Source organism: Bacillus sp. 22446, assembly GCF_052044955.1.
Classification (GTDB): domain Bacteria; phylum Bacillota; class Bacilli; order Bacillales; family Bacillaceae; genus Bacillus; species Bacillus altitudinis.
The window spans coordinates 748,245-770,473 of the sequence record NZ_JBQEOD010000001.1 but is presented as its reverse complement, the minus strand read 5'-3'; the positions used below and the strand labels follow the sequence as shown (position 1 = coordinate 770,473).

Annotated in this window: 21 protein-coding genes; 12 read left to right on the top strand and 9 right to left on the bottom strand. The window is 40.4% G+C overall.

Annotated features, from left to right (window positions below):
- Positions 1 to 286: 286 nt before the first annotated feature.
- Positions 287 to 787, bottom strand: coding sequence for a GAF domain-containing protein (locus tag ACTJJD_RS04050; RefSeq protein ID WP_041092574.1), 501 nt, complete (start codon positions 785 to 787; stop codon positions 287 to 289).
- A gap of 126 nt (positions 788 to 913) precedes the next feature.
- Between ACTJJD_RS04050 and refZ the strand changes: the two genes are divergently transcribed.
- On the top strand, positions 914 to 1,579 hold the full coding sequence (gene refZ, locus ACTJJD_RS04045) for a forespore capture DNA-binding protein RefZ (RefSeq protein WP_440600205.1): 666 nt from the start codon (positions 914 to 916) through the stop codon (positions 1,577 to 1,579).
- On the opposite strand, the gene hisJ is transcribed toward refZ, so the two are convergent.
- Positions 1,549 to 2,364 (bottom strand): histidinol-phosphatase HisJ, encoded by an 816-nt coding sequence (hisJ, locus tag ACTJJD_RS04040; RefSeq protein ID WP_242730923.1) that lies wholly within the window; start codon positions 2,362 to 2,364, stop codon positions 1,549 to 1,551. The genes refZ and hisJ overlap by 31 nt on opposite strands.
- A 336-nt stretch (positions 2,365 to 2,700) precedes the next feature.
- On the opposite strand from hisJ, the gene ezrA reads away from it, so the two are divergent.
- Positions 2,701 to 4,404 (top strand): septation ring formation regulator EzrA, encoded by a 1,704-nt coding sequence (gene ezrA, locus ACTJJD_RS04035; protein WP_165379041.1) that lies wholly within the window; start codon positions 2,701 to 2,703, stop codon positions 4,402 to 4,404.
- 41 nt (positions 4,405 to 4,445) lie between these two features.
- Here ezrA and brnQ (ACTJJD_RS04030) read toward each other — a convergent pair whose 3' ends face one another.
- The gene (brnQ, locus tag ACTJJD_RS04030) at positions 4,446 to 5,789 is read right to left on the bottom strand and encodes a branched-chain amino acid transport system II carrier protein (protein WP_242730919.1); all 1,344 of its coding nucleotides are present in this window, start codon (positions 5,787 to 5,789) and stop codon (positions 4,446 to 4,448) included.
- 213 nt (positions 5,790 to 6,002) lie between these two features.
- Positions 6,003 to 7,346, bottom strand: coding sequence for a branched-chain amino acid transport system II carrier protein (gene brnQ, locus ACTJJD_RS04025; protein WP_440608128.1), 1,344 nt, complete (start codon positions 7,344 to 7,346; stop codon positions 6,003 to 6,005).
- A gap of 202 nt (positions 7,347 to 7,548) precedes the next feature.
- On the opposite strand from brnQ (ACTJJD_RS04025), the gene ACTJJD_RS04020 reads away from it, so the two are divergent.
- The 6 genes from ACTJJD_RS04020 (at position 7,549) to ACTJJD_RS03995 (ending at position 12,966) form a co-directional block, all read left to right on the top strand.
- The gene (locus ACTJJD_RS04020) at positions 7,549 to 8,691 is read left to right on the top strand and encodes a cysteine desulfurase family protein (RefSeq protein WP_242730917.1); all 1,143 of its coding nucleotides are present in this window, start codon (positions 7,549 to 7,551) and stop codon (positions 8,689 to 8,691) included.
- A 4-nt stretch (positions 8,692 to 8,695) separates the two neighbouring features.
- The gene (gene thiI, locus ACTJJD_RS04015) at positions 8,696 to 9,901 is read left to right on the top strand and encodes a tRNA uracil 4-sulfurtransferase ThiI (RefSeq protein WP_165379040.1); all 1,206 of its coding nucleotides are present in this window, start codon (positions 8,696 to 8,698) and stop codon (positions 9,899 to 9,901) included.
- 89 nt (positions 9,902 to 9,990) lie between these two features.
- Positions 9,991 to 10,203, top strand: a complete 213-nt coding sequence (locus tag ACTJJD_RS04010; RefSeq protein WP_003216385.1) for an alpha/beta-type small acid-soluble spore protein — start codon at positions 9,991 to 9,993, stop codon at positions 10,201 to 10,203.
- Positions 10,204 to 10,424: 221 nt separating this feature from the next.
- Positions 10,425 to 12,005, top strand: coding sequence for an acyl-CoA synthetase MbcS (mbcS, locus tag ACTJJD_RS04005; RefSeq protein ID WP_008343095.1), 1,581 nt, complete (start codon positions 10,425 to 10,427; stop codon positions 12,003 to 12,005).
- A gap of 136 nt (positions 12,006 to 12,141) precedes the next feature.
- Entirely contained in the window at positions 12,142 to 12,756 is a 615-nt protein-coding gene (locus ACTJJD_RS04000; RefSeq protein WP_046344214.1) for a LysE/ArgO family amino acid transporter, read from the top strand.
- Positions 12,757 to 12,786: 30 nt separating this feature from the next.
- On the top strand, positions 12,787 to 12,966 hold the full coding sequence (locus tag ACTJJD_RS03995; RefSeq protein WP_046344213.1) for a hypothetical protein: 180 nt from the start codon (positions 12,787 to 12,789) through the stop codon (positions 12,964 to 12,966).
- Between the two features lie 220 nt (positions 12,967 to 13,186).
- Here the strand turns inward: ACTJJD_RS03995 and ACTJJD_RS03990 are convergent, their stop codons facing one another.
- Positions 13,187 to 13,618, bottom strand: coding sequence for a MarR family winged helix-turn-helix transcriptional regulator (locus ACTJJD_RS03990; protein WP_008343103.1), 432 nt, complete (start codon positions 13,616 to 13,618; stop codon positions 13,187 to 13,189).
- A 119-nt stretch (positions 13,619 to 13,737) separates the two neighbouring features.
- On the opposite strand from ACTJJD_RS03990, the gene ACTJJD_RS03985 reads away from it, so the two are divergent.
- Positions 13,738 to 14,325: an NAD(P)H-dependent oxidoreductase gene (locus ACTJJD_RS03985; protein ID WP_008343104.1), complete on the top strand. Its 588-nt coding sequence runs from the start codon at positions 13,738 to 13,740 to the stop codon at positions 14,323 to 14,325.
- A 105-nt stretch (positions 14,326 to 14,430) separates the two neighbouring features.
- A complete protein-coding gene (locus tag ACTJJD_RS03980) occupies positions 14,431 to 15,780 on the top strand; it encodes an amidohydrolase family protein (protein WP_440608127.1) in 1,350 nt (449 codons plus the stop codon).
- A 40-nt stretch (positions 15,781 to 15,820) separates the two neighbouring features.
- Here ACTJJD_RS03980 and ACTJJD_RS03975 read toward each other — a convergent pair whose 3' ends face one another.
- Positions 15,821 to 17,758, bottom strand: a complete 1,938-nt coding sequence (locus tag ACTJJD_RS03975) for an ABC transporter permease (protein WP_242730911.1) — start codon at positions 17,756 to 17,758, stop codon at positions 15,821 to 15,823.
- The gene (locus ACTJJD_RS03970) at positions 17,748 to 18,509 is read right to left on the bottom strand and encodes an ABC transporter ATP-binding protein (RefSeq protein WP_007501759.1); all 762 of its coding nucleotides are present in this window, start codon (positions 18,507 to 18,509) and stop codon (positions 17,748 to 17,750) included. Before ACTJJD_RS03970 ends, ACTJJD_RS03975 begins: the two co-directional genes overlap by 11 nt.
- Positions 18,510 to 18,808: 299 nt before the next feature.
- Here ACTJJD_RS03970 and ACTJJD_RS03965 point away from each other — a divergent pair, with 299 nt between their 5' ends.
- A complete protein-coding gene (locus tag ACTJJD_RS03965; protein WP_047945291.1) occupies positions 18,809 to 19,153 on the top strand; it encodes a PadR family transcriptional regulator in 345 nt (114 codons plus the stop codon).
- Positions 19,144 to 20,388: an FtsW/RodA/SpoVE family cell cycle protein gene (locus tag ACTJJD_RS03960; RefSeq protein WP_242730909.1), complete on the top strand. Its 1,245-nt coding sequence runs from the start codon at positions 19,144 to 19,146 to the stop codon at positions 20,386 to 20,388. The genes ACTJJD_RS03965 and ACTJJD_RS03960 overlap by 10 nt, the downstream gene beginning before the upstream one ends.
- A 74-nt stretch (positions 20,389 to 20,462) precedes the next feature.
- Here the strand turns inward: ACTJJD_RS03960 and ACTJJD_RS03955 are convergent, their stop codons facing one another.
- Both ACTJJD_RS03955 and ACTJJD_RS03950 read right to left on the bottom strand, forming a co-directional pair.
- Entirely contained in the window at positions 20,463 to 21,467 is a 1,005-nt protein-coding gene (locus ACTJJD_RS03955; protein WP_058337290.1) for a sensor histidine kinase, read from the bottom strand.
- Positions 21,467 to 22,156, bottom strand: coding sequence for a response regulator transcription factor (locus tag ACTJJD_RS03950; RefSeq protein WP_440608126.1), 690 nt, complete (start codon positions 22,154 to 22,156; stop codon positions 21,467 to 21,469). Before ACTJJD_RS03950 ends, ACTJJD_RS03955 begins: the two co-directional genes overlap by 1 nt.
- Positions 22,157 to 22,229 lie beyond the last annotated feature (73 nt).

The window sequence follows — 22,229 nt, the reverse complement described above, 5'->3', positions numbered from 1 at the left end:
TATTTGTGAAAAATAAAAACCGTCTGTTCTTTGTCTTTTCCGTCATTATGTTTTCATGCATCCTCGCTCCAGCAGCAGGGAGTTACAAGATGCACCTCCATATAGAAGGAACAAAATGATACAAAAAAGCCGAACAAAAAGGCTGCCATATTTCACACAAACTCTATTATATGACGCCAGATAGGAGAAGTCAACCTATTTAAAGAGGAGAAGGTCAAACGTGGTCGGCATTCATCCGGGAAGAATGCAAAATAAAAAAGCAGACACATTGTCTGCTTTTCAAGCATCATGACGCATCAGTAGAGGCTGATAACGCATTTTGGAGAACCTCTGTAAATTGAACTAAGTACGTTTCATCCACTTCATTGAAACGATCTTTCACTGGACTGTCAATATCGAGTACCCCAATGATTTGTCCATTTACTTTAAGTGGGATCACAATTTCAGATTGCGATGCTGCATCACATGCAATATGACCAGGGAATGCATGGACATCAGCGATACGCTGTACATCACCTGTCGCAAATGCTGTACCGCAAACCCCTTTTCCAGAAGGAATGCGTACACATGCGGGCAGTCCGTTGAATGGACCAAGCACAAGCTCTCCGCCTTTTGCTAAATAAAATCCTGCCCAATTGACTTCAGGAAGCGAGTGATAAAGTAGCGCCGCAGCATTGGCTAGGTTGGCAATGAGATCAGGTTCACCATCCGTAATCGCTTCTACTTGCTTGATGAGTAATTGATAGTCTTTCGATGGATCACCAGACTGTTTTTCGACATGAAACATGAAAATCTCCTACTTTCTATCTCAAAAATACATAACTTGCGCTTCGCATGTGGGATTTGTCGAGCAATGATTAAAGGAACTTCCGCCTTCACCTTGAAGTATGTACACATGAAGAGGGGTGAGCGGATGAAAACATCAACAACCGTGCAAACAAAAGACCGTATTATTGAAGCTGCCATCAGACTTTTTAACCAAAAAGGATTTTCTGGAACCTCTGTCCGTGAGATTGCGAAGGAAGCAAACGTCAACGTTGCCCATATATCTTATTACTTTCAAGGAAAAGGAGGGCTGCTTGAGCAGCTCGTATCCGATTTTTATGAAGGCTATATTCAGATGATTGAATCGCACATCCAGCACATGGAAACCCGTCATGCAAAAGAATGTTTACTTCATGTGGTTTTTGATATTTTATCTTATCAGCATGAAAATCGTCAATTAACCCGTTTCGTTTATCGAGAAGTGACCATTGATTCAACGCTGATCAGGGAAATCATGTCCACCTATTTAACAAAGGAAAAATACTTGTTTCAGCTCATCATTGAAAAAGGAAAAAGCACCCATGTGATTTGTAAGCAGCTGTCACTCTCATCATTTATGATCCAGCTAAAATCACTTCTGATGATGCCATATCTGCAGCCGCAATATTTAACAGAGGTGCTTTATATCAACCCAAGCGAGCCTTACTTTTATCAAACGTACTATAAGGAACTGAGCCGGTCGCTTCATCATCTGTTAGAACCAAACGAATCGGCACTTGATCCTCACCTGAAACTCATGATGTCTTCAAACTGATCATACGCATACCCGAGATCTTCCGCTTGATGGGCATCAGACCCGAATATGAGCGGAATTTTTTTCTGTTTTGCAAGATCAATCATCCATTGATCTAAATAGATACTTCTGGCATATGTTTTACGAAGACCTGATGTATTAAAATCTAAGGACATGCCTTTTTTTGCCGTTTCTTCAAGACAAAGGGTCACCCTTTGACAAAGTTCTGGCGACATTTCGTATGGGAAAAGTTGTTTGAATTTCTGGACAAGGGTGATATGACCGATTCTCTTTGGCTTATATGGACCTAAAGATGATAGAATAGAAGAATGAATTTGGTCATAGTAGCTTTGATAGACGTGTTCGGTGCTGCCATAGATGCTGATCAGCTGCTCGAAGGCATGCTCATCAAAATCAAGACAAATATAATCATTGTCAGCAGGAAGAAAGTGAACAGATAAAATGCTATCGTCTAGTTCAGGTCCGTAGCAGTCTAAAAAGGCACTTGTTTCCTCTTCATACTCTTTGATATAGTCGACCTCAAGCCCAGTTTTTACTATTAACTGTCCTTTGTATTCCTGTTTCAGCTGATCCAGCTTCGTCAAATACGCTTCAAGGTCTTGAAGCTTCATGGCACTATCCTGCTCAGGCGTTGGATCTCGAAACGAAGGAGGCAGCGGGGCATGCTCGGTAAAGGTGATGGAATCAAATCCCTTTTTCATTGCTTTTTCAATATAAGAATGAAAAGGATCAAGCGTACCGTGCGGGCAAAATGGCGTATGTAAATGTGCATCTTGTTTCAACATGTCGTCACCTCTTGTCGATATTTTGAAAAACGTCATGTTTATCAGCGAAAATAATGAAAAATCATGACCAAAAATGCTGGTTACATGGTATCATAATAACAATGAAAACGACAGCTTCCGCATACATAAAAACAGGTCACATCAATACATGTGATCAAATGATAGAAAGCCTGAATGACTTTCTTGAAAAAACATACATAAAACCGTGAATGGATCGTATTGGCAAAAATACAATCCTGCTTATAAAAAACAAATGCAAAGCGGACACGAAAGGGTTCTCAGGTCTACTCGGGACACTACCCTGACATCACTTAGATCACAACAAGGGGGCTCATTATGGAGTTTATCATCGGTTTAATTGTCATTTTGCTTGCTTTGTTTTCAGTCGGTTATTTCCTCAGAAAAAATATATATAAAGAGATTGACCGATTGGAAGCATGGAAAATTGAAATTTTAAACAGATCAATTGTAGAAGAAATTTCAAAAATCAAACATTTAAAAATGACCGGAGAAACAGAGCAGTTTTTTGAAAGATGGCGTGCAGAGTGGGACGATATCGTCACAGCCCATCTTCCAAAGGTAGAGGAGCTATTATATGATGCAGAGGAGTATTCTGATAAATATCGATTCTCCAAAGCGAAGCAAGTTCTTGCACATATAGGAGATCTGCTCACCGCTGCTGATTCAAACATCGAAGACATTTTAAAAGAGATTGCAGACCTTGTCACAAGTGAAGAGCAAAACCGAAAAGACATCGAGAAGGTCAAAGAGCAATATCAAACGGTACGAAAAAATCTACTTGCTTACAGCCATTTATATGGCACCCTTTATGACAAAATGGAGCAGGACTTGGACGAGGCCTGGGAAGGGATCAAGCAGTATGAAGAAGAGACAGAAAACGGAAACTACATGACAGCAAGGAAAATTTTGCTTGAGCAAGACCGCAGACTCGATCAGCTGCAATTATATATCAATGATGTACCGAAGCTCATCGCAGACTGCAAACAAACTGTGCCAGGTCAGCTGACGAAGCTGAAAGACGGTTATAAAGAAATGACAGACAAAGGCTACAAACTAGAGCACATCCAGATCACAAAAGAGCTGGATAACTTGAATAAACAGCTGACCCGGGCGGAGAAGCTGCTGATTGATGAACTCAACTTAGATGAAGCATCAAGCATTCTGCAAATGATTGATGATGCGATTCAGACGCTGTATGATCAGCTAGAAGCAGAAGTAGAAGCAGGTCAGGAAATCAAGAGCAAAATGCCTGAGCTGACCGAAGCATTTGAAAAACTTGAACAAGACCACACGCAGACAAAGGCAGAAACGGCTCTTGTGAAACAAAGCTACAAGCTGACAGCGGGAGAGCTGGATCAGCAGAAAGCCTTCGAAAAACGATTAGAAGAAATTGAAAAGCTCATGAAGCAAATACGAGAGAAGCTTGATCGTGACCATGTCGCATACACATTATTAATGGATGAAATCAATCAGCTTGAGACCTTTATTGAGGATGCCAAAACGCTTCATGAAGCGTTTAAAGATCACCTTCAATCGTTACGAAAAGAAGAATTACAGGCAAGAGAAACATTGGCTGAACTTAAAACCATGCTGACAGATACAGTGCGCCAGCTGCACAAAAGCAACATTCCAGGTGTACCTGCTGACATCAAAGAACGTGCTGAAAAAGCGCAGGAGATGATTCAGCAAGTGCAGGAGCAGCTAGAAAATTTGCCGCTGAATATGCCAGCAGTGAACCAGCAATTAAAAGAAGCCTCTGAAACAGTAAAACATGTCGTTGATGAAACACATGACATGCTTCGTAAAGTGGATCAAATTGAACGGATTATACAATACGGCAACCGGTTTAGAAGTCAAAATCACATTCTTTCAGAGCAATTAAAAGAGGCAGAACGAAGATTTTATGCCTATGATTATAACGATTCATTTGAAGTGGCAGCAGCAGCTGTCGAAAAAGCATCACCTGGAGCCGTCCAGAAGCTTTTAACTCAGCAAGAAAAAGAATATCAGCATCAATAAAAAAAGCTGAAGTCCATTTTAGGACTTCAGCTTTTTCCATGTTATGAAGCTTGCTTTTGACGTTCTTCTGAAGCAGAAGAAGTGAAAAGAGAGATGACAAATCCAATCACGACTCCGAGTATGGCAGGTACAATCCAGCCAATGCCAAGATCATATAGCGGCAAGATCGTTTGAAAGAGATCTTTCACAGGACCAATCGGCAGTTTCGCCGCTGCTAAGCCGTCAAACAGACTAACGCAGCCAGTTAAAATCAAAGTAAGGACATACACAGGTCTTCTATGACCAAGCCATTTGTCAGCAAGTGATAAAACGATAATCACAATCGCTAACGGGTAAATCGCAGTTAAAACAGGTACTGAAAAAGCGATAATATGAGCAAGTCCAAAATTTGAAATGATAAAACTGAATAATGTCACGAGTGTCACAACTGTTTTATAAGAAAGCTTAGGTAGTAATTTTGAGAAATACTCTCCGCACGATGTCACGAGACCGATGCTTGTGGTTAAACAGGCAACCGTAATCGCCGCGCCTAACACAATATTACCTAAACTGCCAAAAAGGAATTGCGAAGACTGAGCCAAGATCTTACTGCCATCTCCAACAAAACCAATGGCGTGTGTACTTGAAGCGCCTAAATAAGCAAGTGATAGATAAACAAATGTTAATCCGCAAGCTGCAATTAGACCTGCTTTGATACAAGCAGATGTCAGCGCCTTTTTACTTGTCACGCCGCGTCCTTTAATGGCGTTGATGACAACAACTCCAAACACAATAGATGCAAGAGCGTCCATGGTTTTATAGCCTTCTAAAAACCCTTTGAAAAATGATCCATTGCTATAGGACACATCAGGTGTGCCAATGACGCCCATCGGTGTCAAAATGGCTTTGACGATAATAATCAAAATGATCGTAAATTTAATCGGTGTTAACACTTTCCCTACACGATCCACAATTTTCGTTGGATTGAGCGCAAGATAATACGTAATACCAAAAAAGGCCAGTGTAAATAAAAGAAGTGAGAGCCAAGCTGGTACTCCTGCTAAAAAGGGTAGTGCGCCAATCTCATATGAGACAGTTCCTGTACGAGGAATAGCGAAAAGTGGCCCAATAGATAAATATAAAATGACGGTAAACGCTGTTCCGAAAGCTGGGTGAGCTTTATCAGCTAGTCCTTTCGCATCTCTACCTGTTAAAGCAATCGCAATAATCCCAAGAAGCGGTAAACCGACACCTGTTAATAAAAATCCGCCCATTGCTTTCCACACATTTTGCCCAGCATATTGACCTAGCTCAGGTGGATAGATCATATTACCGGCGCCGAAGAATAGAGCAAACAGCATAAAACCTATGATAACCGTATCTTTCGTCGACAAAGTTGCCTTCATTGCATTTAAAGCCTCCATTATTATGTTGAAATATTCTGTTAATTACCTGCTAAGTAATCGTTCATCATTAACATTCACTAATTATAAAGGATGTACGCCTGATGTCAACATGTGTTTTCGTACAAAAGTCATGAATTTTTCTATTTTAGTATATGGAGGACAATAAAAAACATCCCCTTCTTCTTTGGAAGGGGATGTTTTGATTTGCGATGATTATGAGGCAAGTTGCTTTGGTGGGCTGGTAAACATGGAAATAAGTACACCAATCACAGCACCGATAATAGCTGGTATGATCCAGCCAATGCCTAAATCGTAAAACGGAACAATTGATTTCAAGATGCCAGGCAATCCGCCTAGATTCACTTCGGCAGCTAATAATCCATCAATGATGGCAAAGAAACCAGTAAAGATGAGAGAAGTGATATAAATGATTCTTCTGCCGTTAATCCAGCGGTCAAGGAACGATAATAAAATAATGACAATGGCCAGTGGATATATCGCTACGAGTACAGGCACCGATAGAGAAATGATTTGGGCCAGTCCGAGGTTTGCAACGAATGTGCTAAATAAAGAAACAATTAGAACGACGGTACGATAAGAAAGTGCTGGGAAAAGCTTTGAAAAATATTCCCCGCATGACGAGACAAGTCCAACACTTGTTGTGAGACAAGCGAATAAAATGGCTGCGCCAAGAACAATGTTACCAGCAGAACCGAATAAAAAGTTTGCAGAAAGTGAAAGTAGTTTTCCTCCTTCATTTGCTCCGACCATTCCAGTTGCATCAGGGCTTGAAGCACCAACATAAGCAAGTGAAATATACACGAGTGCTAGTCCCGCTGCTGCAACAAGACCAGCTTTTATACAAGCCGATGCAAGTGATTTTCGTTCTGTGATCCCTCTATCTTTCACAGCTGTTACGACCACGATTCCAAAAACGATAGAAGCAAGAGCATCCATTGTTTTATAACCCTCTAAAAACCCAGTAAAGAGAGGGTTTGCTTTATATGTCGCATCAGGCGCACCGATCATTCCCATCGGTGTAGCAATAGCTTTAAACACAATAATGGCAATAACCGCTAATAAGATTGGTGTCAGCACTTTACCAATTCGATCAACCAGCTTTGAAGGGTTTAAAGCAAGAAGATACGTAATGGTGAAAAACACCAGAGTAAAGATGAATAATGGAATCCATGATTCAGCCTGTCCTTCAGAAAGAAATGGAGCTAATCCTATCTCATACGAAACCGTACCAGTTCGCGGAATGGCGAAAAATGGTCCAATGGATAAATACAGAATCACGGTGAAGATAGTCCCGAATTTAGGGTGTGCTTTATCGGCAAGGCCTTTGGCTCCGGTACCTGTAAGGGCGACAGCAATAACCCCTAATAGTGGAAGACCTACGCCTGTAAGTAGGAATCCGCCGATGGCAAGCCATACGTTTTCACCAGCATATTGTCCAAGAACAGGCGGGAAAATCATATTTCCTGCGCCAAAGAATAATGCAAAAAGCATTAGTCCAATAGCCAATGTTTCTTTTATACTTAAACTATTTTTCAAAATAGTCCCTCCTCAATCAGTGTATTGTGTCAAATTTAAATATTCTGACAATTTAGGTGTTTATATGACAATTGCACTATGGATGATATAGTGAAAATGAAAAGTTGTCAACTGCCATTTTCAGAAAATTCTCTGTCTGACTTCATTATGGTAACATATAAATGCATTTATTTTTTAAGTTTTTTTGTAAGGAGTTTAAGATATGATTTATCTTGATAATAGTGCCACAACAAAGCCTTATCCAGAGGTTTTACAAGTACATCAGCAAGTGAGTGAGCGTTTTTTTGGGAATCCGTCTTCGCTGCATCAACTTGGAATTGATGCGAGCCGTCTATTAAGTGAAACGCGAAAACAAATCCTTCACTATACAGGCTTTACACAATATGAGATTATTTTTACTTCAGGTGCAACAGAAGCAAATAACATTGCCATCAAAGGGGCTGCTCTTGCCAAGATGAACCGAGGCAGACATATTGTCACAACAGCGATTGAGCATCCATCTGTCATCGAATCGTTTGAACAGCTGAAAACATTATTTGGCTTTGATATTTCCTATATTCAAGTAAATGAGCATGGCCGTGCAGATATGACGCATTTAAAAGAAGTGCTTCGCCCTGATACAGTGCTTGTCAGTCTCATGCATGTAAACAATGAAACAGGCGCGATTCAGCCGATAGAGGAAGCGGCAAGCATCATTCGGACGTATGCCAAAGAGGTGATTTTTCATGTCGATGGCGTACAAGGAATTGGCAAGGTTCCGCTGCCTAAAGAGATGGATATTGATCTTTTAACGATGTCAGGCCACAAGATTCACGGCTTGAAGGGAACTGGTGCCCTCTTTTTAAAGAAAGAGATCGTGCTTGCGCCTTTTATCACAGGAGGAGAGCAAGAACTTGGCCTTCGCTCAGGGACTGAGAACCCTGCTGGAGCTGTCAGCTTAGCAAAAGCCATCAAGCAATCATTTGAACATTTAAACAAGCATCATGATGAGATGGTCGCTTTAAAAACGGAGCTAGAGCAGCAGCTTGGAAAGATAGAAGGCGTCGTCATAAACACACCGCTGACGCATAGTGCACCGCACATTGTGAATTTTTCAGTGCCAGGTATTCAAATTGAAGTCCTTCTGCATATGCTCGAAAAAGAAGGCATTTACGTTTCGACAACGTCTGCTTGTTCTGCTAAGAAAAAGGAACCAAGCCGTGTCCTGCTGGCGATGGGGAAATCAGAAGAAGCAGCCAAAAGCAGTATGAGAATCAGTTTGACATATGGACAAGGACCAGAGCTAGCGCCACAAATCATTACATCGATCGCACAAAGTGTGAAAAAATTAAAAGGAATGAGATAACAACATGAAGTATGACCATATTTTAGTCCGTTTTGGTGAGATTTCAACAAAAGGGAAAAATAGAAAGAAATTTATCGAAAAACTAAGACAGCATATCCGGTTTGTATTAAAAGACTTTGAAGCATTAAAGTATGCATCTGACAGAGACCGCATTACGATCATGCTAAACGGAGAAGACCCTGAACCGATTTCAGAACAGCTTAAAGGTGTATTTGGCATTCAAAGCTTTAGCCTGGCTGTAAAATGTGAGACAGATCTTGATGCCATCAAAGAAGCGGCACTCTCAGCGGTTCAGGAAGTGTATGAACAAGGAAATACATTTAAGGTCTCAACGAAACGCTCTTATAAACAATTTGAGCTTGATTCAAATGAAATGAACCGAGAAATTGGTGGACATGTTCTAAGGAATACAGACAACTTAACCGTTAATGTGAAACAGCCAGATGTTCACTTGCGAATTGAAATAAGAGAACACGCGACGTACATTACATTTAAAGATGTAAAAGGTGCAGGCGGACTGCCAGTTGGTTCAAGCGGAAAAGCGATGCTAATGCTCTCTGGCGGCTTTGACAGCCCAGTGGCAGGCTATCAGGCAATGAAACGAGGCATTCAAATTGAAGCTGTTCATTTCTTTAGCCCACCTTATACAAGTGAACGTGCCAAGCAAAAGGTCATTGATCTAGCGGAATGCTTAGCTGCTTATGGAGGCGAAGTCAAGCTTCACATCGTTCCTTTTACGAAAATCCAAGAGCTCATTCACAAACAAGTACCAGAAAACTATACGATGACTTCAACGAGAAGAATGATGCTCAAAATTGCAGATAAAATAAGAGCCAAGCGTGATGCGCTTGCCATTATTACAGGTGAAAGCCTTGGTCAAGTGGCAAGTCAGACACTTGAAAGCATGTATGCCATTAATCATGTCACAAACACACCGATCATTCGCCCGCTGATTGCCGTGGATAAGAATGACATTATCGAAGAAGCGAGACGAATTGGCACATATGAGACAAGCATTCAGCCATTTGAGGATTGCTGCACGATCTTTACACCGCCATCTCCAAAAACAAAACCAAAGCTTGAAAAAGTAGAACGCTACGAAAGCTTTGCTGAATTCGAGCCAATGCTTGACGAGGCAGTGGAGCAGATCGAAACAATCGTTGTCACAAATGAAAAGAAAGCAGCTGACAAATTCGCTGATTTATTCTAAATAAAAAATTTCATAATAATTACCATAAAATCAATCGCATGAAGTCATGTGTTTCTACACATTCTATATTCACAAGGAGGTGAGAACACATGGCTCAACAAAACAGACAAAGCAGTTCTAATCAATTAGTCGTTCCAGGCGCTGCACAAGCGATCGACCAAATGAAGTACGAAATCGCTTCAGAATTTGGCGTAAACCTTGGACCAGAAACAACAGCTCGCGCTAACGGATCAGTTGGTGGAGAAATCACTAAGCGTCTTGTATCTTACGCTCAACAACATATGGGTGGCGGATCTTTCTAAGACACACAATTAAAAAGCTATGGCTTATGAGCGGGTTTATTCCCGCTCTTTTTTTTGTACATAAATTGTTAGAATATTTTTAAAAAAGAAGACGAAATGAAAAAATTATGGCATAATACTAGGAGTAGGTCCTAATTCAAGCATTTTTCAGTTATGAGTGTTAGAATAGGTAAATTGAAACATGATTCGTTTCATAGAAAGAGGCTAAAAGGAGCTGTACCATGAAAAGAGAAGACTTAATTGCACCAGAACAATATAACTTAGTCAGTGAGATTGAAGCGTTCAGTCATGACCAGGAGAAAATCGCCCTGCACTGGCAGGACGGGAATGGCCATGAAGCGCATGTGACATATGCAGCATTAGTAGAAGAGGCGAATAAAATTGGTCATGTTCTATTAAATGCAGGCTTTAAAAAAGGCGATAAAATCATTGTGATGGTGCCTCGTATGCTAGAGGCATACAGCATTTATTTAGCCATTTTAAAAACAGGAATGGTTGTAATTCCTTGTTCAGAAATGCTTCGCGCTAAAGATATAGATTACCGAATTGAGCATGCAGAAGCAAAAGGAGCGATTGTTTACGCATCATTCATTCAATCGTTTGAAGGAACCAACCAGCCAAAAGATTTCAAAACATTCTCGATTGGTGAGAATGATCATGGCTGGACAAACATTGTTGCGCAAAAGGAAGAGCAGTCAAGCGAGTTGAAATTGGCAGACACAACACGTACGGACATGGCATTTCTCTCTTATACATCAGGCACAACAGGTAATCCCAAAGGGGTTGTTCATACACACGGCTGGGCGTATGCACATTTACGTACAGCGGCCAAAGCATGGCTCTCCATTAATGAAGGGGATAAAGTATGGGCAACAGCAGGACCAGGCTGGCAAAAATGGGTGTGGAGTCCTCTCTTATCTGTTTTAGGAAGCGGAGCAGAAGGTTTTGTTTATGGAGGAAAGTTTAATCCGGATACGTACTTAGAGCTGCTTCAAAAAAATGAAATCAATGTTTTATGTTGTACACCAACGGAATATCGGTTTATGGCAAAAGTAGATGACCTCAGTCAGTACGAGCTGCCGAAATTGCATAGTGCTGTTTCTGCGGGAGAGCCACTCAACCGTGAAGTCATCGATACGTTCAAAAAACATTTCGATATCGAAGTGCGAGATGGTTACGGGCAAACAGAAAGCACGCTGCTAGTCGGGGTGCTGAAAGGAATGGACATCAAGCCGGGCAGTATGGGCAAACCAACACCTGGCAATGAAGTAGAGATTATTGATGAGAATGGCCAGATCTGTGCTCCAGGAGAAATAGGTGACATTGCCGTTCATCTTGAAACGCCGGCTTTATTCAAGGAATACTACAAAGATGCAGAGCGTACAAAGGCGCAGCGCCGAGGGGATTACTTTATTACCGGTGACCGTGCGAAAAAAGATGAAGACGGGTATTTTTGGTTTGAAAGCCGCAGGGATGACATCATTGTCAGCTCAGGTTATACAATTGGTCCATTTGAAGTTGAAGATGCACTGATTAAACACCCAGCAGTGAAAGAATGTGCGGTCGTGGCAAGTCCAGATGAAATCAGAGGATCAATCGTGAAAGCATACGTCGTCCTGCGTGATGCATCTACACAAAGCGATGAGCTGATTAAAGAACTGCAAACACACGTGAAAAATACAACAGCACCGTACAAATATCCAAGAGAAATCGAATTCATTGACGAGCTACCAAAAACTCCGTCAGCGAAAATTCGACGTGTCGAGCTGAGAGAAAGAGAGCTTGCGCGAAAATCATCATAACAGTAGAAACAATAAGCGTCTGGATGGAAAATCATCCAGCGCTTTTTTTATTGGACAAATCAAATATGTAAAATTCGTTCATGATGTTTTATGTTAAAATGTGTAAGGATGACTTGAAAAGGAGAATGTTCTGAAAATGTCGATTGCGATAATTCATGGGATTGTGCTTGCTTTTGGTCTTATTTTACCTTTGGGCGCACAAAATGTATTTGTATTTCAGCAAGGAGCCCTTCAGCCTCGATTATATCGCGTACTGCCTGTGGTCATTACAGCTGCTCTCTGCGACACACTTTTAATTACTTTAGCTGTCATTGGGGTTTCGGTTGTTGTACTCACCATTCCTATCTTGCAAATAGGTCTTTTTATCATTGGATTTTTCTTTTTACTTTATATGGGGTGGTCAGTTTGGAACACGAGCTCCGCAACAGGTAATCAAGAAAAGATGGACTTGATGCCTGTGAGAAAACAAATCGTATTTGCATGTTCCGTTTCCCTATTAAATCCTCACGCGATTCTCGATACGATAGGAGTAATAGGAACGAACTCTCTTCAATATCATGGGGCGGAAAAGGTGGCATTTACCGCAGCCTGTATCATCGTCTCGTGGTTATGGTTTATGGGTCTTGCCCTTCTCGGGAAAATGTTAGGAAAGCTAGATACAAACGGCAAGTGGATGAACCGGATCAATAAAGCATCAGCCGTCATGATCTGGCTGGTTGCATTATATATCGCCTATCAGCTTATTGGATAAAGGATACATAGAGCAAAAGAGACGTGATGCATGAAAATGAGTGCTGAACATGTCATGGGAAAAAGCGTTGGATGGAAAACATCTGGCGCTTTTTTGTTGACTACTATTTCGGGAGAAGCTTCAGTTACATCCTGTTCATTTTTATCAGACATGCTGACGGTTCAATTACCTGTAGGAAATGATCAAAATAGGATCTATGCTACATTATAAAAATGTAATTTAGAGGTTTTAAATGGCTCATAAAGAACAGCGTAAAGGGGCAGTGCTTGCTGTCTTTGATACATTGACGTTTGGTGTACCAGTTTTGCTGTGAAATTTATATAAGAATACGAATAAAACATAGGTTTCATCACGTATCTTTTAGCATCTCTTTACTAATGTGTTCAAAAATCATTTGCATGAGCGATACGCTCATGCTTTTTTCATTCGATCATTTTTTGAAGATGGTTTGATTTAATAGACGGAGAGCTTGTACGATATCATCCATTTGATTTCGGTCAGAGGAAGAAAGGCTGTCCATGAGCATGGATTCAATTTGTTGAAATGCTTTGTCCATACACGCACGGCCTTTTTTAGACAGCATAATGACATGTTTTCGCTTGTCATCTTTATCTTCTTGTCTATCAATGAATTGTTTTTCGTGAAGCTTTTTCAATTCTCTGCTGACATTCGGAAGAGACATGTGCTGACAATCGGCGATTTCGCTAGGTGTTAGCGGCTCACTGACGGCTAACTGCTCCAGAATCAAATATTGTAGAGTGGTTAGATCAGATGGTTTGATCTTGCTCATCATAGCATGTTTCAGCTCAGAAAAAGTAGAAGCAAATGTGACAAACTCTTTGAAAAAATGTGGGTTTTTCATTATGTTTCACCTCCTACGTACCATACCAAATTTATTATCAAAAAACAATTATCATTTGACAACTAAAAAAGAGGGGTGTATGCTTTTGGTTATCAAATGATAACTAAAGGAGCCGAGCCATGAATGTACTCATTATTTATACTCACCCCCATCACAATAGTTTAAATGGTGCTTTTTTTAAAGAAATCCTAAAGGGCAGTGAAGAAAATCCAAACGTTCAAGAAGTGAGAATCATCGATTTATACCAAGACAAATTTGATCCTGTACTTATTTTTAATGAAGAGAAAAAAAGACGTGATATGCATAAGGACCCTGAGATTCAAGAATATCAAGAGAAAATCAAATGGGCAGACAACATCGTGTTTGTTTATCCGATTTGGTGGGGGCGGCCGCCAGCCATGCTACTTGGTTTTATTGATCGCATGTTTGCAGCGAATTTTGCTTATCGTCAAACAGGCGGGCTGCTTCCAGAAGGCTTGTTAAAAGGAAAGAGGGCTGTATGTGTTTCGACAATGCAAGGACCGACCCACTACCCTTTCTTCTTTTTGCAAAATGCCCACAAAATCTTAATGAAACGAGCTCTTTTACAATATGTCGGGATTAAACCGGTGAAATTCTTTGAATTTGGCATGATGGAAAGTCCAAAAGGGAAGCATGACGTGAAATTAAAACGGATATACAACTATTTTCGGAATATCAGCTCATAAAACCACATTCCTTGAGTCACTTTTCTTCTAATTTGAACCTGTTATGTCTTAAAATGACAGAGAGAGTGAGTGAATCATTCTCTTTATTTGAAAAGGGGGATATGGATGAAGAAAACATTGTTTAAAGATGCGGCTCTTATCACACTTGATCCATCTTTAGGTTTTCTGGAGAAGGGAGATCTATTAATTGAAGGGGCACATATTTTAGAAGTCGGACCTTCGATTGAAGCAAGCGGTGCTGATGTTGTGGATGCGTCTGACATGGTCATCATGCCAGGGCTTGTGGATACCCATCGTCATGTGTGGCAGTCTGTCATACGGGGGATCGGAACAGATTGGTCTTTGCAAACGTATTTGAGCAAAATTTATTATGGCAACTATGGGGCGATGAGACGTCCATCAGATGATCGAATTGCTAATTATTTAGGCGCATTAGAGGCATTAGATGCAGGAGTGACCACGTTTTTCGACTGGACGATGATCAATTCTATGGATCATACAGAAGAACTCATTGGAGGTTTAAAAGATGCGGGTATTCGAGCGGTCTTTGGTTTTGGTACCTCTGGAGATGCAGCGTATTGGGACAGAGAGAGTACGCTCACGAATATGGAAGACGCAGCCCGCGTGAAACAAAAACATTTTCAATCATCGGATCAGCTGTTGACGATGGGACTTGCCATTCGTGGACCTGAATTTTCTTCATGGGAGACGACCGTCTTTGATATTGAAACAGCGAGATCACTAGATGCATTATGCAGTATGCACATTGGCTTTGGAAATTGGGGAGCGGCGGATCGATCGATTGAGCGGCTTCATCAAGCAGGGCTGCTCGGGCCTGATTTGAATATGGTGCATATCAATGCAATTGATGCAGATCAAATGAAGATGTTAGCTGACAGCGGAAGCTCCATCTCGATTACACCTGAGATTGAAATGATGATGGGACACGGATATCCTGTCACAGGGCTCGCCATTGAAAATGGCGTTCTGCCAACGCTTGGTGTAGATGTGGTGACAGCGACAGGCGGAGATTTGTTTGCTCAAATGAAATTCGGACTACAGGCGGAACGAGCGATTCAAAATCAATCTTTATTGATGGAAGGGACGATGCCAGGGCCTGAACTTGGATTGTCTGCACAGCAAATGCTTGAAGCAGCCACTATAAACGGGGCTCGTGCCTTGAAGCTTGATGACAAAATCGGCTCGCTCACACCTGGAAAAGAAGCTGATTTTATCTTGATCGATCGGACAAGCATGAATCTTCTTCCGATGACAGATCCAGCTGGGGCAGTTGTGCAAACGGCACACCCTTCAAATGTTGATTCTGTCTATGTGGCTGGAAAAGCAGTGAAACAAAATGGGAAGCTAGTTGGAGTGAACTTAGAAGAGGTCAAACAAAAAGCTTATGCGGCAAGAGATCATATTTTATCGCATCAGTTTGAATCAACAAAATGACGTGCAATATCCCCATAGGCCACTGCCTATGGGGAATACTTTACAACGATTCTTTAATGACTTTTTTATAATATTGGACAGATAGGAATCCGAAGACGGAGTATAAAACGGTATAAATCGCCATGACAATCAGCATAGGTGTCCACAGTTCGCTACCAAATAAAAACCAGCCAGATTGTACAGCAAAGTAGCTGTGCAAGAGCCCAACGAGAAGCGGAATGCCAAAGTTGAAAAGCTGTTTGAGCCGAATGCCTTTTAAGAGATCTGTCTCCGTAAAACCAAGCTTACGCAGAATCGTGTATGAGCTTTGTTCCTCTTCGCTTTCATTCATCTGTTTGAAGTATAAAATACAGCCTGATGTGACAAGGAAGCTGAGGCCTAAAAATCCGACTACAAACATCATCAATCCGATGGTTTGTTTTTGCTGCTGAGCTGAAGCCAATTGAGACATGCTGTTGTCACCTAGTTTTAAAGAGGTAAACACATCATTCGCTTGTTCAAGGTTTTGATCATCTTTTATATTGACTGCGTGATATTGATTATTCTCAATCTGAAGTTTAGGATCTTTCTGCTGGTCAAGCTGCTCAAAGACACTTTGACTGACGACAGCAACAGGTAGACCACCAAACGTAAAGTTGTAAGAAATGAGGTAATCTTTCTTCATATCAATGACCTTTAAATCAAGGGGTTTCTTAATAAGTAGTTTCACATCACCTGAACTTTGAATCGGCATGAATTTCTTCAATAAATCACTGTAGCCGCTTAAGGTGACTTCGTTGCTTTTCACATGAATATTTGGTGCGTTTTTCTCACTGATCACAGGTAGAGTTAAGACGCCTGGATCATTATTCATATTTTTAATCTCTGAATCCATGATCTTTTTTGCGTCAAACTTCGCTTGAATGACCTTGAACTGCTTTGTTTCATACGCAATATGTTTGTCAGAAAGTGCACGAGTGAAGGTATCGGTATCTTTCTCAGAACCCATGACGAAATGTGATGGGATCTGTTGTTCAGCGGTTTTTTCTGCTGAGTAATAGGAAATGTAGCTTAAAGATAACAACCCGATGGCAAGCGCAGATACCGTTGTAATAATCGTTAAAAGCAGTGCGTTTGATTTTAACCGGAACATAATAGATGACAGAGACAGGACTTCATGAATGGCGAGATAGCCATTTTTTCGTTTGCGTACGATATTGGCAATGAACGAAACAGAGCCTTTATAGAAAAGAAAGGTACCGATAATGACAGAGGCTAGAATATAAATCATCGCTAAAAGTAACGCAAGCATGGACGTATATGTGCCGGTAAAAAGCTGAGAAGAAATATAATAGCCTGAGCTGATGAATGCAATGCCTAGAACCCCAATGATGATTTCAAACACAGAGATTTTTTTCACACGCTGTTCTGTAGAAGACGTGGTTCTAAATAAAGATAAAATCGTCTGTCTATTAATAAACCATCGATTTCTTAACATAATTAATCCATAGATGACGAAAAAGACGATCAGTGTCTGCAAAAGGGCCATGCCTGAAAAATGCAGGTTGGCGATGGCGTTCACGCCGGTTACTTTAAATAGCACCATCAGCATGAGTTTTGAACCGATAAATCCAGCTATGATACCAATAGCCATGGAGACCACGTATAGGATAAAGTTTTCTGCATTGAGTAGTTTGGCAATTTTTTGTTTCGTCATGCCAATGAGCTGCAGGAGACCTATTTCTCTCCCTCTTCGTTTAATAAAAATGCTGTTCGCATATAACAGGAAGATTCCAACAATGGCAATGAGTAGTACTGAAGCGGCTTTAATCGACGCACCGCCCTTAATGGACCCCTTTACATCATCAAGTGCTGGTGAGTACTGCAAGGTGACAAAAGAAAAATAGAGCGCCACACTAAATACAAGTGCAAACACGTATAAATAGTAATTTTTTAAGTTTTTCTTCAGATTGCGGAAGACGAGCTGATTAATGTTCATGCTTCACACCGCCTAAAACACCTTGCGTTTTCATAATATCCTCGAAAAACATCTTTCTCTCTAGTGCGCCTTTATTCAATTGTGTATAGATCTGTCCATCTTTGATAAAAATCACTCGTCTTGAATAACTGGCTGCAACAGGGTCATGCGTCACCATGACAATGGTTGCTTTGCGCTTGTGATTGAATTCTTGCAGTTTGTTCAGTAAGTCAGAAGCAGATTTGGAATCAAGTGCTCCAGTTGGTTCATCAGCAAAAATGAGGCTTGGTTCATGAATAAAGGCACGTACCGCAGATGTCCGTTGCTTTTGTCCACCAGACAATTCATTTGGATATTTGTCTCTTAGTTCATAAATCCCCATATCCTCTGCAAGCTGTTGAAAGCGTTCAAAAGCTTCTTTTTTAGGCGTTTTAGAGATGGATAATGGCAAGAGGATGTTCTCTTTAACCGTGAGTGTATCAAGTAAGTTGTAATCCTGAAAAACAAAGCCAAGCTGTTTCTTTCTAAATTCAGCGAGCTGCTGATCTTTCATTTGCGTCATTTCAGCATCTGCGATCCGAATCGATCCGCTGGACACATGATCAATCGATGACAATACGTTCAAAAGGGTCGTTTTCCCCGAGCCTGATGGCCCCATGATGCTGACAAATTCTCCAGCTTCTATCGTCAAATCAATGCCTTTCAGCACCTCTTGTTTATTGAATTTATTTCCATAGCTTTTATATAATTTGCGAGCTTCTAAAATGTTCATCTGTCGAACCCCTTTTTTATTTAATTGATATCTCTAGTATAAAAAGAAGCTGACCAGACTTCCTGCGATTTGGCGAACAAAACAGACGTGCATGTGACATTGTTGTCACATGCTTGTTTTATATGTCAAAGCCTTATGTAGAATTCAGATTGTTATTCAATTATTTTATCTGTTTTTCGCTATGATGTATCAAATTTCTTGTTTTTTTCTGATGAAAACTTTACAGAGTATGTGATTTCATGTAAGATATGCATATCAAATATATGCATAGTAAATCTATGTATTAGAGGTGACGATGGATGAAAGTGAGTAAAGAGCTTCTAAAGGGGAGTACTGCTACCCTTATTTTAAGCTTGCTAAATGAAAAGCCAATGTATGGATATGAAATGATTAAGCAATTAGAGTCGAAATCCGAAGGAATTTTTAGCTTCAAAGAGGGGACGATATATCCTATTTTGCACACTTTGGAGGGGAAAGGATTCATTGTGTCTTACTGGGGCGAAGGGAATGGCAATCGAAAAAGAAAGTATTACAAGATTAATGAACAGGGCAAAGCGTTTATGAAAGAAAAGAAGGAAGAATGGAATGTCTTCAAAGATGCAGTAGATGGCGTTTTGAATGGGGAGAAAGTCGTATGGGACTAGAGAAAAAATTTGAACAATATATCAAAAATGTGTGTAAACGAATCAAAAATAAAGACGTACATGCAAGTATAAAGCTTGAGCTTCGTGATCATTTATACACACTGAAAGAGGAAGCGGTCAGTGCGGGCATGTCAGAAGAAGAGGCGATAGATCAAGCGCTCAATCAAATTGGAGATGCAGCCATACTCGGAATGCAGCTCCATGAAACACACAAAACTCAAGTTGACTTTAAAACGATACTTCTTGTACTAGCTACTTGTTCATTTGGGCTGTTTGTGATGTATTATTTTCAGTTTCATTCTCATGTACTGCATTTTCAAGACACGAATATCTTTTATAAAAGTCTCATTTACTATGTATTTGGTCTTGCGTTGATGTTTGGGCTGTTTGCTTTTGATTATCGGCGCTTTTTACCCTATTCTTGGCATTTATATATAGGAACGATTGGAATGCTGATTCTTACAATGATGATTGGGACAAGAGTGAACGGTATTCTCTTTTTAAGCTTAAATAATGGATCGATCAATCTGACTGAAATTTTTCCATTTCTGCTGATTATTTCGTTAGCGGGCATTTACCAATCTTGGAACTGGAAGAATGATTTTAAGTCTTGGTTAGGGTTAGCGATTGTCACTTTACCTATTATTTTATTACATATAGTCGGATATCTTTCTGCAACCATCACCTTTATGGTCATATGCATAACGATGATGTATGTATCTCATGCAAGAATGAGACAGCTTATTCCGTTTACAGCAGCAGGTATTGTCTATCTCATTGTTCAATTATTTTCTCTTTATCAAGCTGATATGTCCCACTTTTACCAATACTCACTTCATGAATTTAGCTCAAATGGTTTTCAGATAAATCCGTACGCATTGTATGATGTTCACACTGATTGGATGTTGACGTATATCATTTATTCATTCGGATGGTTCGCAGGATTGGCCGTTTTTATTTTGTTTGTGACTTTGATTTATAGAGTAGTTCATACAGCGAAACGAGTTCAATCTGCATATGGCAAAATATTAATGATTGGTTTGGCAACCACATTTGCAGCAAAATTTATCTTAAGTATTTTCACAAACTTTGGATTATTGCCTATATCAGGAGTTTCCATGCCTTTTATGAGCTATGGGGGATCTCATATTCTTCTAGAAATGATGTCAGTCGGGCTGCTAATGAGTATTTATAGAAGGAAACAGCTAGGAGAAATATGCCGTGAAGTAGCGTGATATGGCTGTATAAAATAACCCAATCTCTTCAATGCATCGTTGGATGAAGAGATTGGGTTTCTTGAACTGCATGTTCACATGCTTGCAATATGCACAAAATCATTCTTTTTCGGAAAGATAAAGGTGAAAGTTGTCCCTTGATCTAATGTGGAGTTGACCTCGATTGTGATATGAAGAGCGTCAGCTCCCTTTTTTGTTAAATAGAGCCCCATGCCTGTGGAGGCCGTGTCATTGTGATGTCTTGTGGAGGTAAAGCCTTTTTCAAAAATACGGGACACGTCTCTTGGGTCAATTCCTCTGCCTTGATCTGTGATGGTGAGCACCACTTGTTCGTTCATTTGTTTGCTTTCGATGATAATGTCAGATGATTGGCTGTACTTGACGGCGTTTGTCAGCACTTGTCTGATCATAAAGGATAACCATTTTGTATCACTTAATACGTCTCGCTCTTCTAATAAAAGGTCAAAGCCAATTCCTTTTTGCATACACCACGATTGGAGCGCTTTGATTTCTTTCGTTAGCATGTTTTGGAGATCCAGTTTTTCAATAAATAAATCATTTTCAATATGTTGGATCCTGCTTTGATGTAGCTGTGCATCAAGGAGTAAATGTATTCTAAGCCATTCATATGTCATATTTGATTTGAGCGGCTGTTCTGTTATGCGGTCAATCATTAAGTGCATCGCCGTGAGCGGCGTTTTCACCTCGTGTATCCATGAGAGCAGTTCATCTTTTTCTTCTTCCAGCGCAGTCTTTTGCTTAGCCGTCATCTGGCGGTATCGGTCAATTTGCTCTGACGTTGCCTCCTGTACAATTTGTTCAAAGGGGGAAGAGGGTTTGAGACGTATTTGATGGTCTATGTTTTCATCCCATTCTTTCAGTTGCATGTAATAAGCAGTTTCTTTCCGATAACGAAAAAAAAGAAAAACAATGAAGAGTAATGTAGACAAAAGCACGATATAAAAAAGAGAAGCGAGCGGAATCGTTGTATCCAAATATGCAACAAAGAGAATGAGAAGCTGCAAACTAAGAAAGAACAAGATCCAGCTTCTTCGTTCTTTTAGAAATGCTTGCAGCATTATAGATCATCCTTTTCTTTTGCAAGATAACCTTGACCCACTTTTGTTTCAATGAAGGCGCCAAGGGAGATTTCGTCTAGTTTTTTTCTAAGGCGGTTGACGTTTACAGTGAGTGTATTGTCACTCACGAATCGTTCATCGTCCCATAAAGCTTGGATGAGTGATTCCCTTTTGACGATATGGTTTTTATGCTGAATTAATTCTTTTAGAATAAAAAACTCATTTTTTGTTAATTCAATCTCACCGTTTTCATTTGTCACTGTATTATTTTCGAGGTCAAGGGTAGCGCCGCACCAGACTTTTAAGTTGGCTGGTTCCGCATTATAATCATGGACTCGGCGAAGAACAGCACTTACTTTGGCGATGAGAACGTCAAAGTGAAAGGGCTTTTGTACAAAATCATCAGCTCCAAGCTGCATCGACATGACCATATCAGCAGGATGATCACGAGAGGAAAGAAAGATGATGGGCACATTAGAATTATGCCGAATCATCCGGCACCAATGAAAGCCATCGTACTTTGGCAGCTGAATATCAATAATGACTAAATCAGGCTGGATGGAAGTGAACTCCTGCATGACCTGTTGAAAATTGTTGATCCCATACACATCATAAGACCAGTTGACTAAACGTTCTTTGATTTCTTGGAAGAGGGTTGTATCATCCTCAATCAGCAAAATTTTAAACAAAACGAGCACCACACTTTTTGAATTACTTGTACATCATTGTAGCGGAAAACAGGTACTCCCGCTAGAAGCAGAC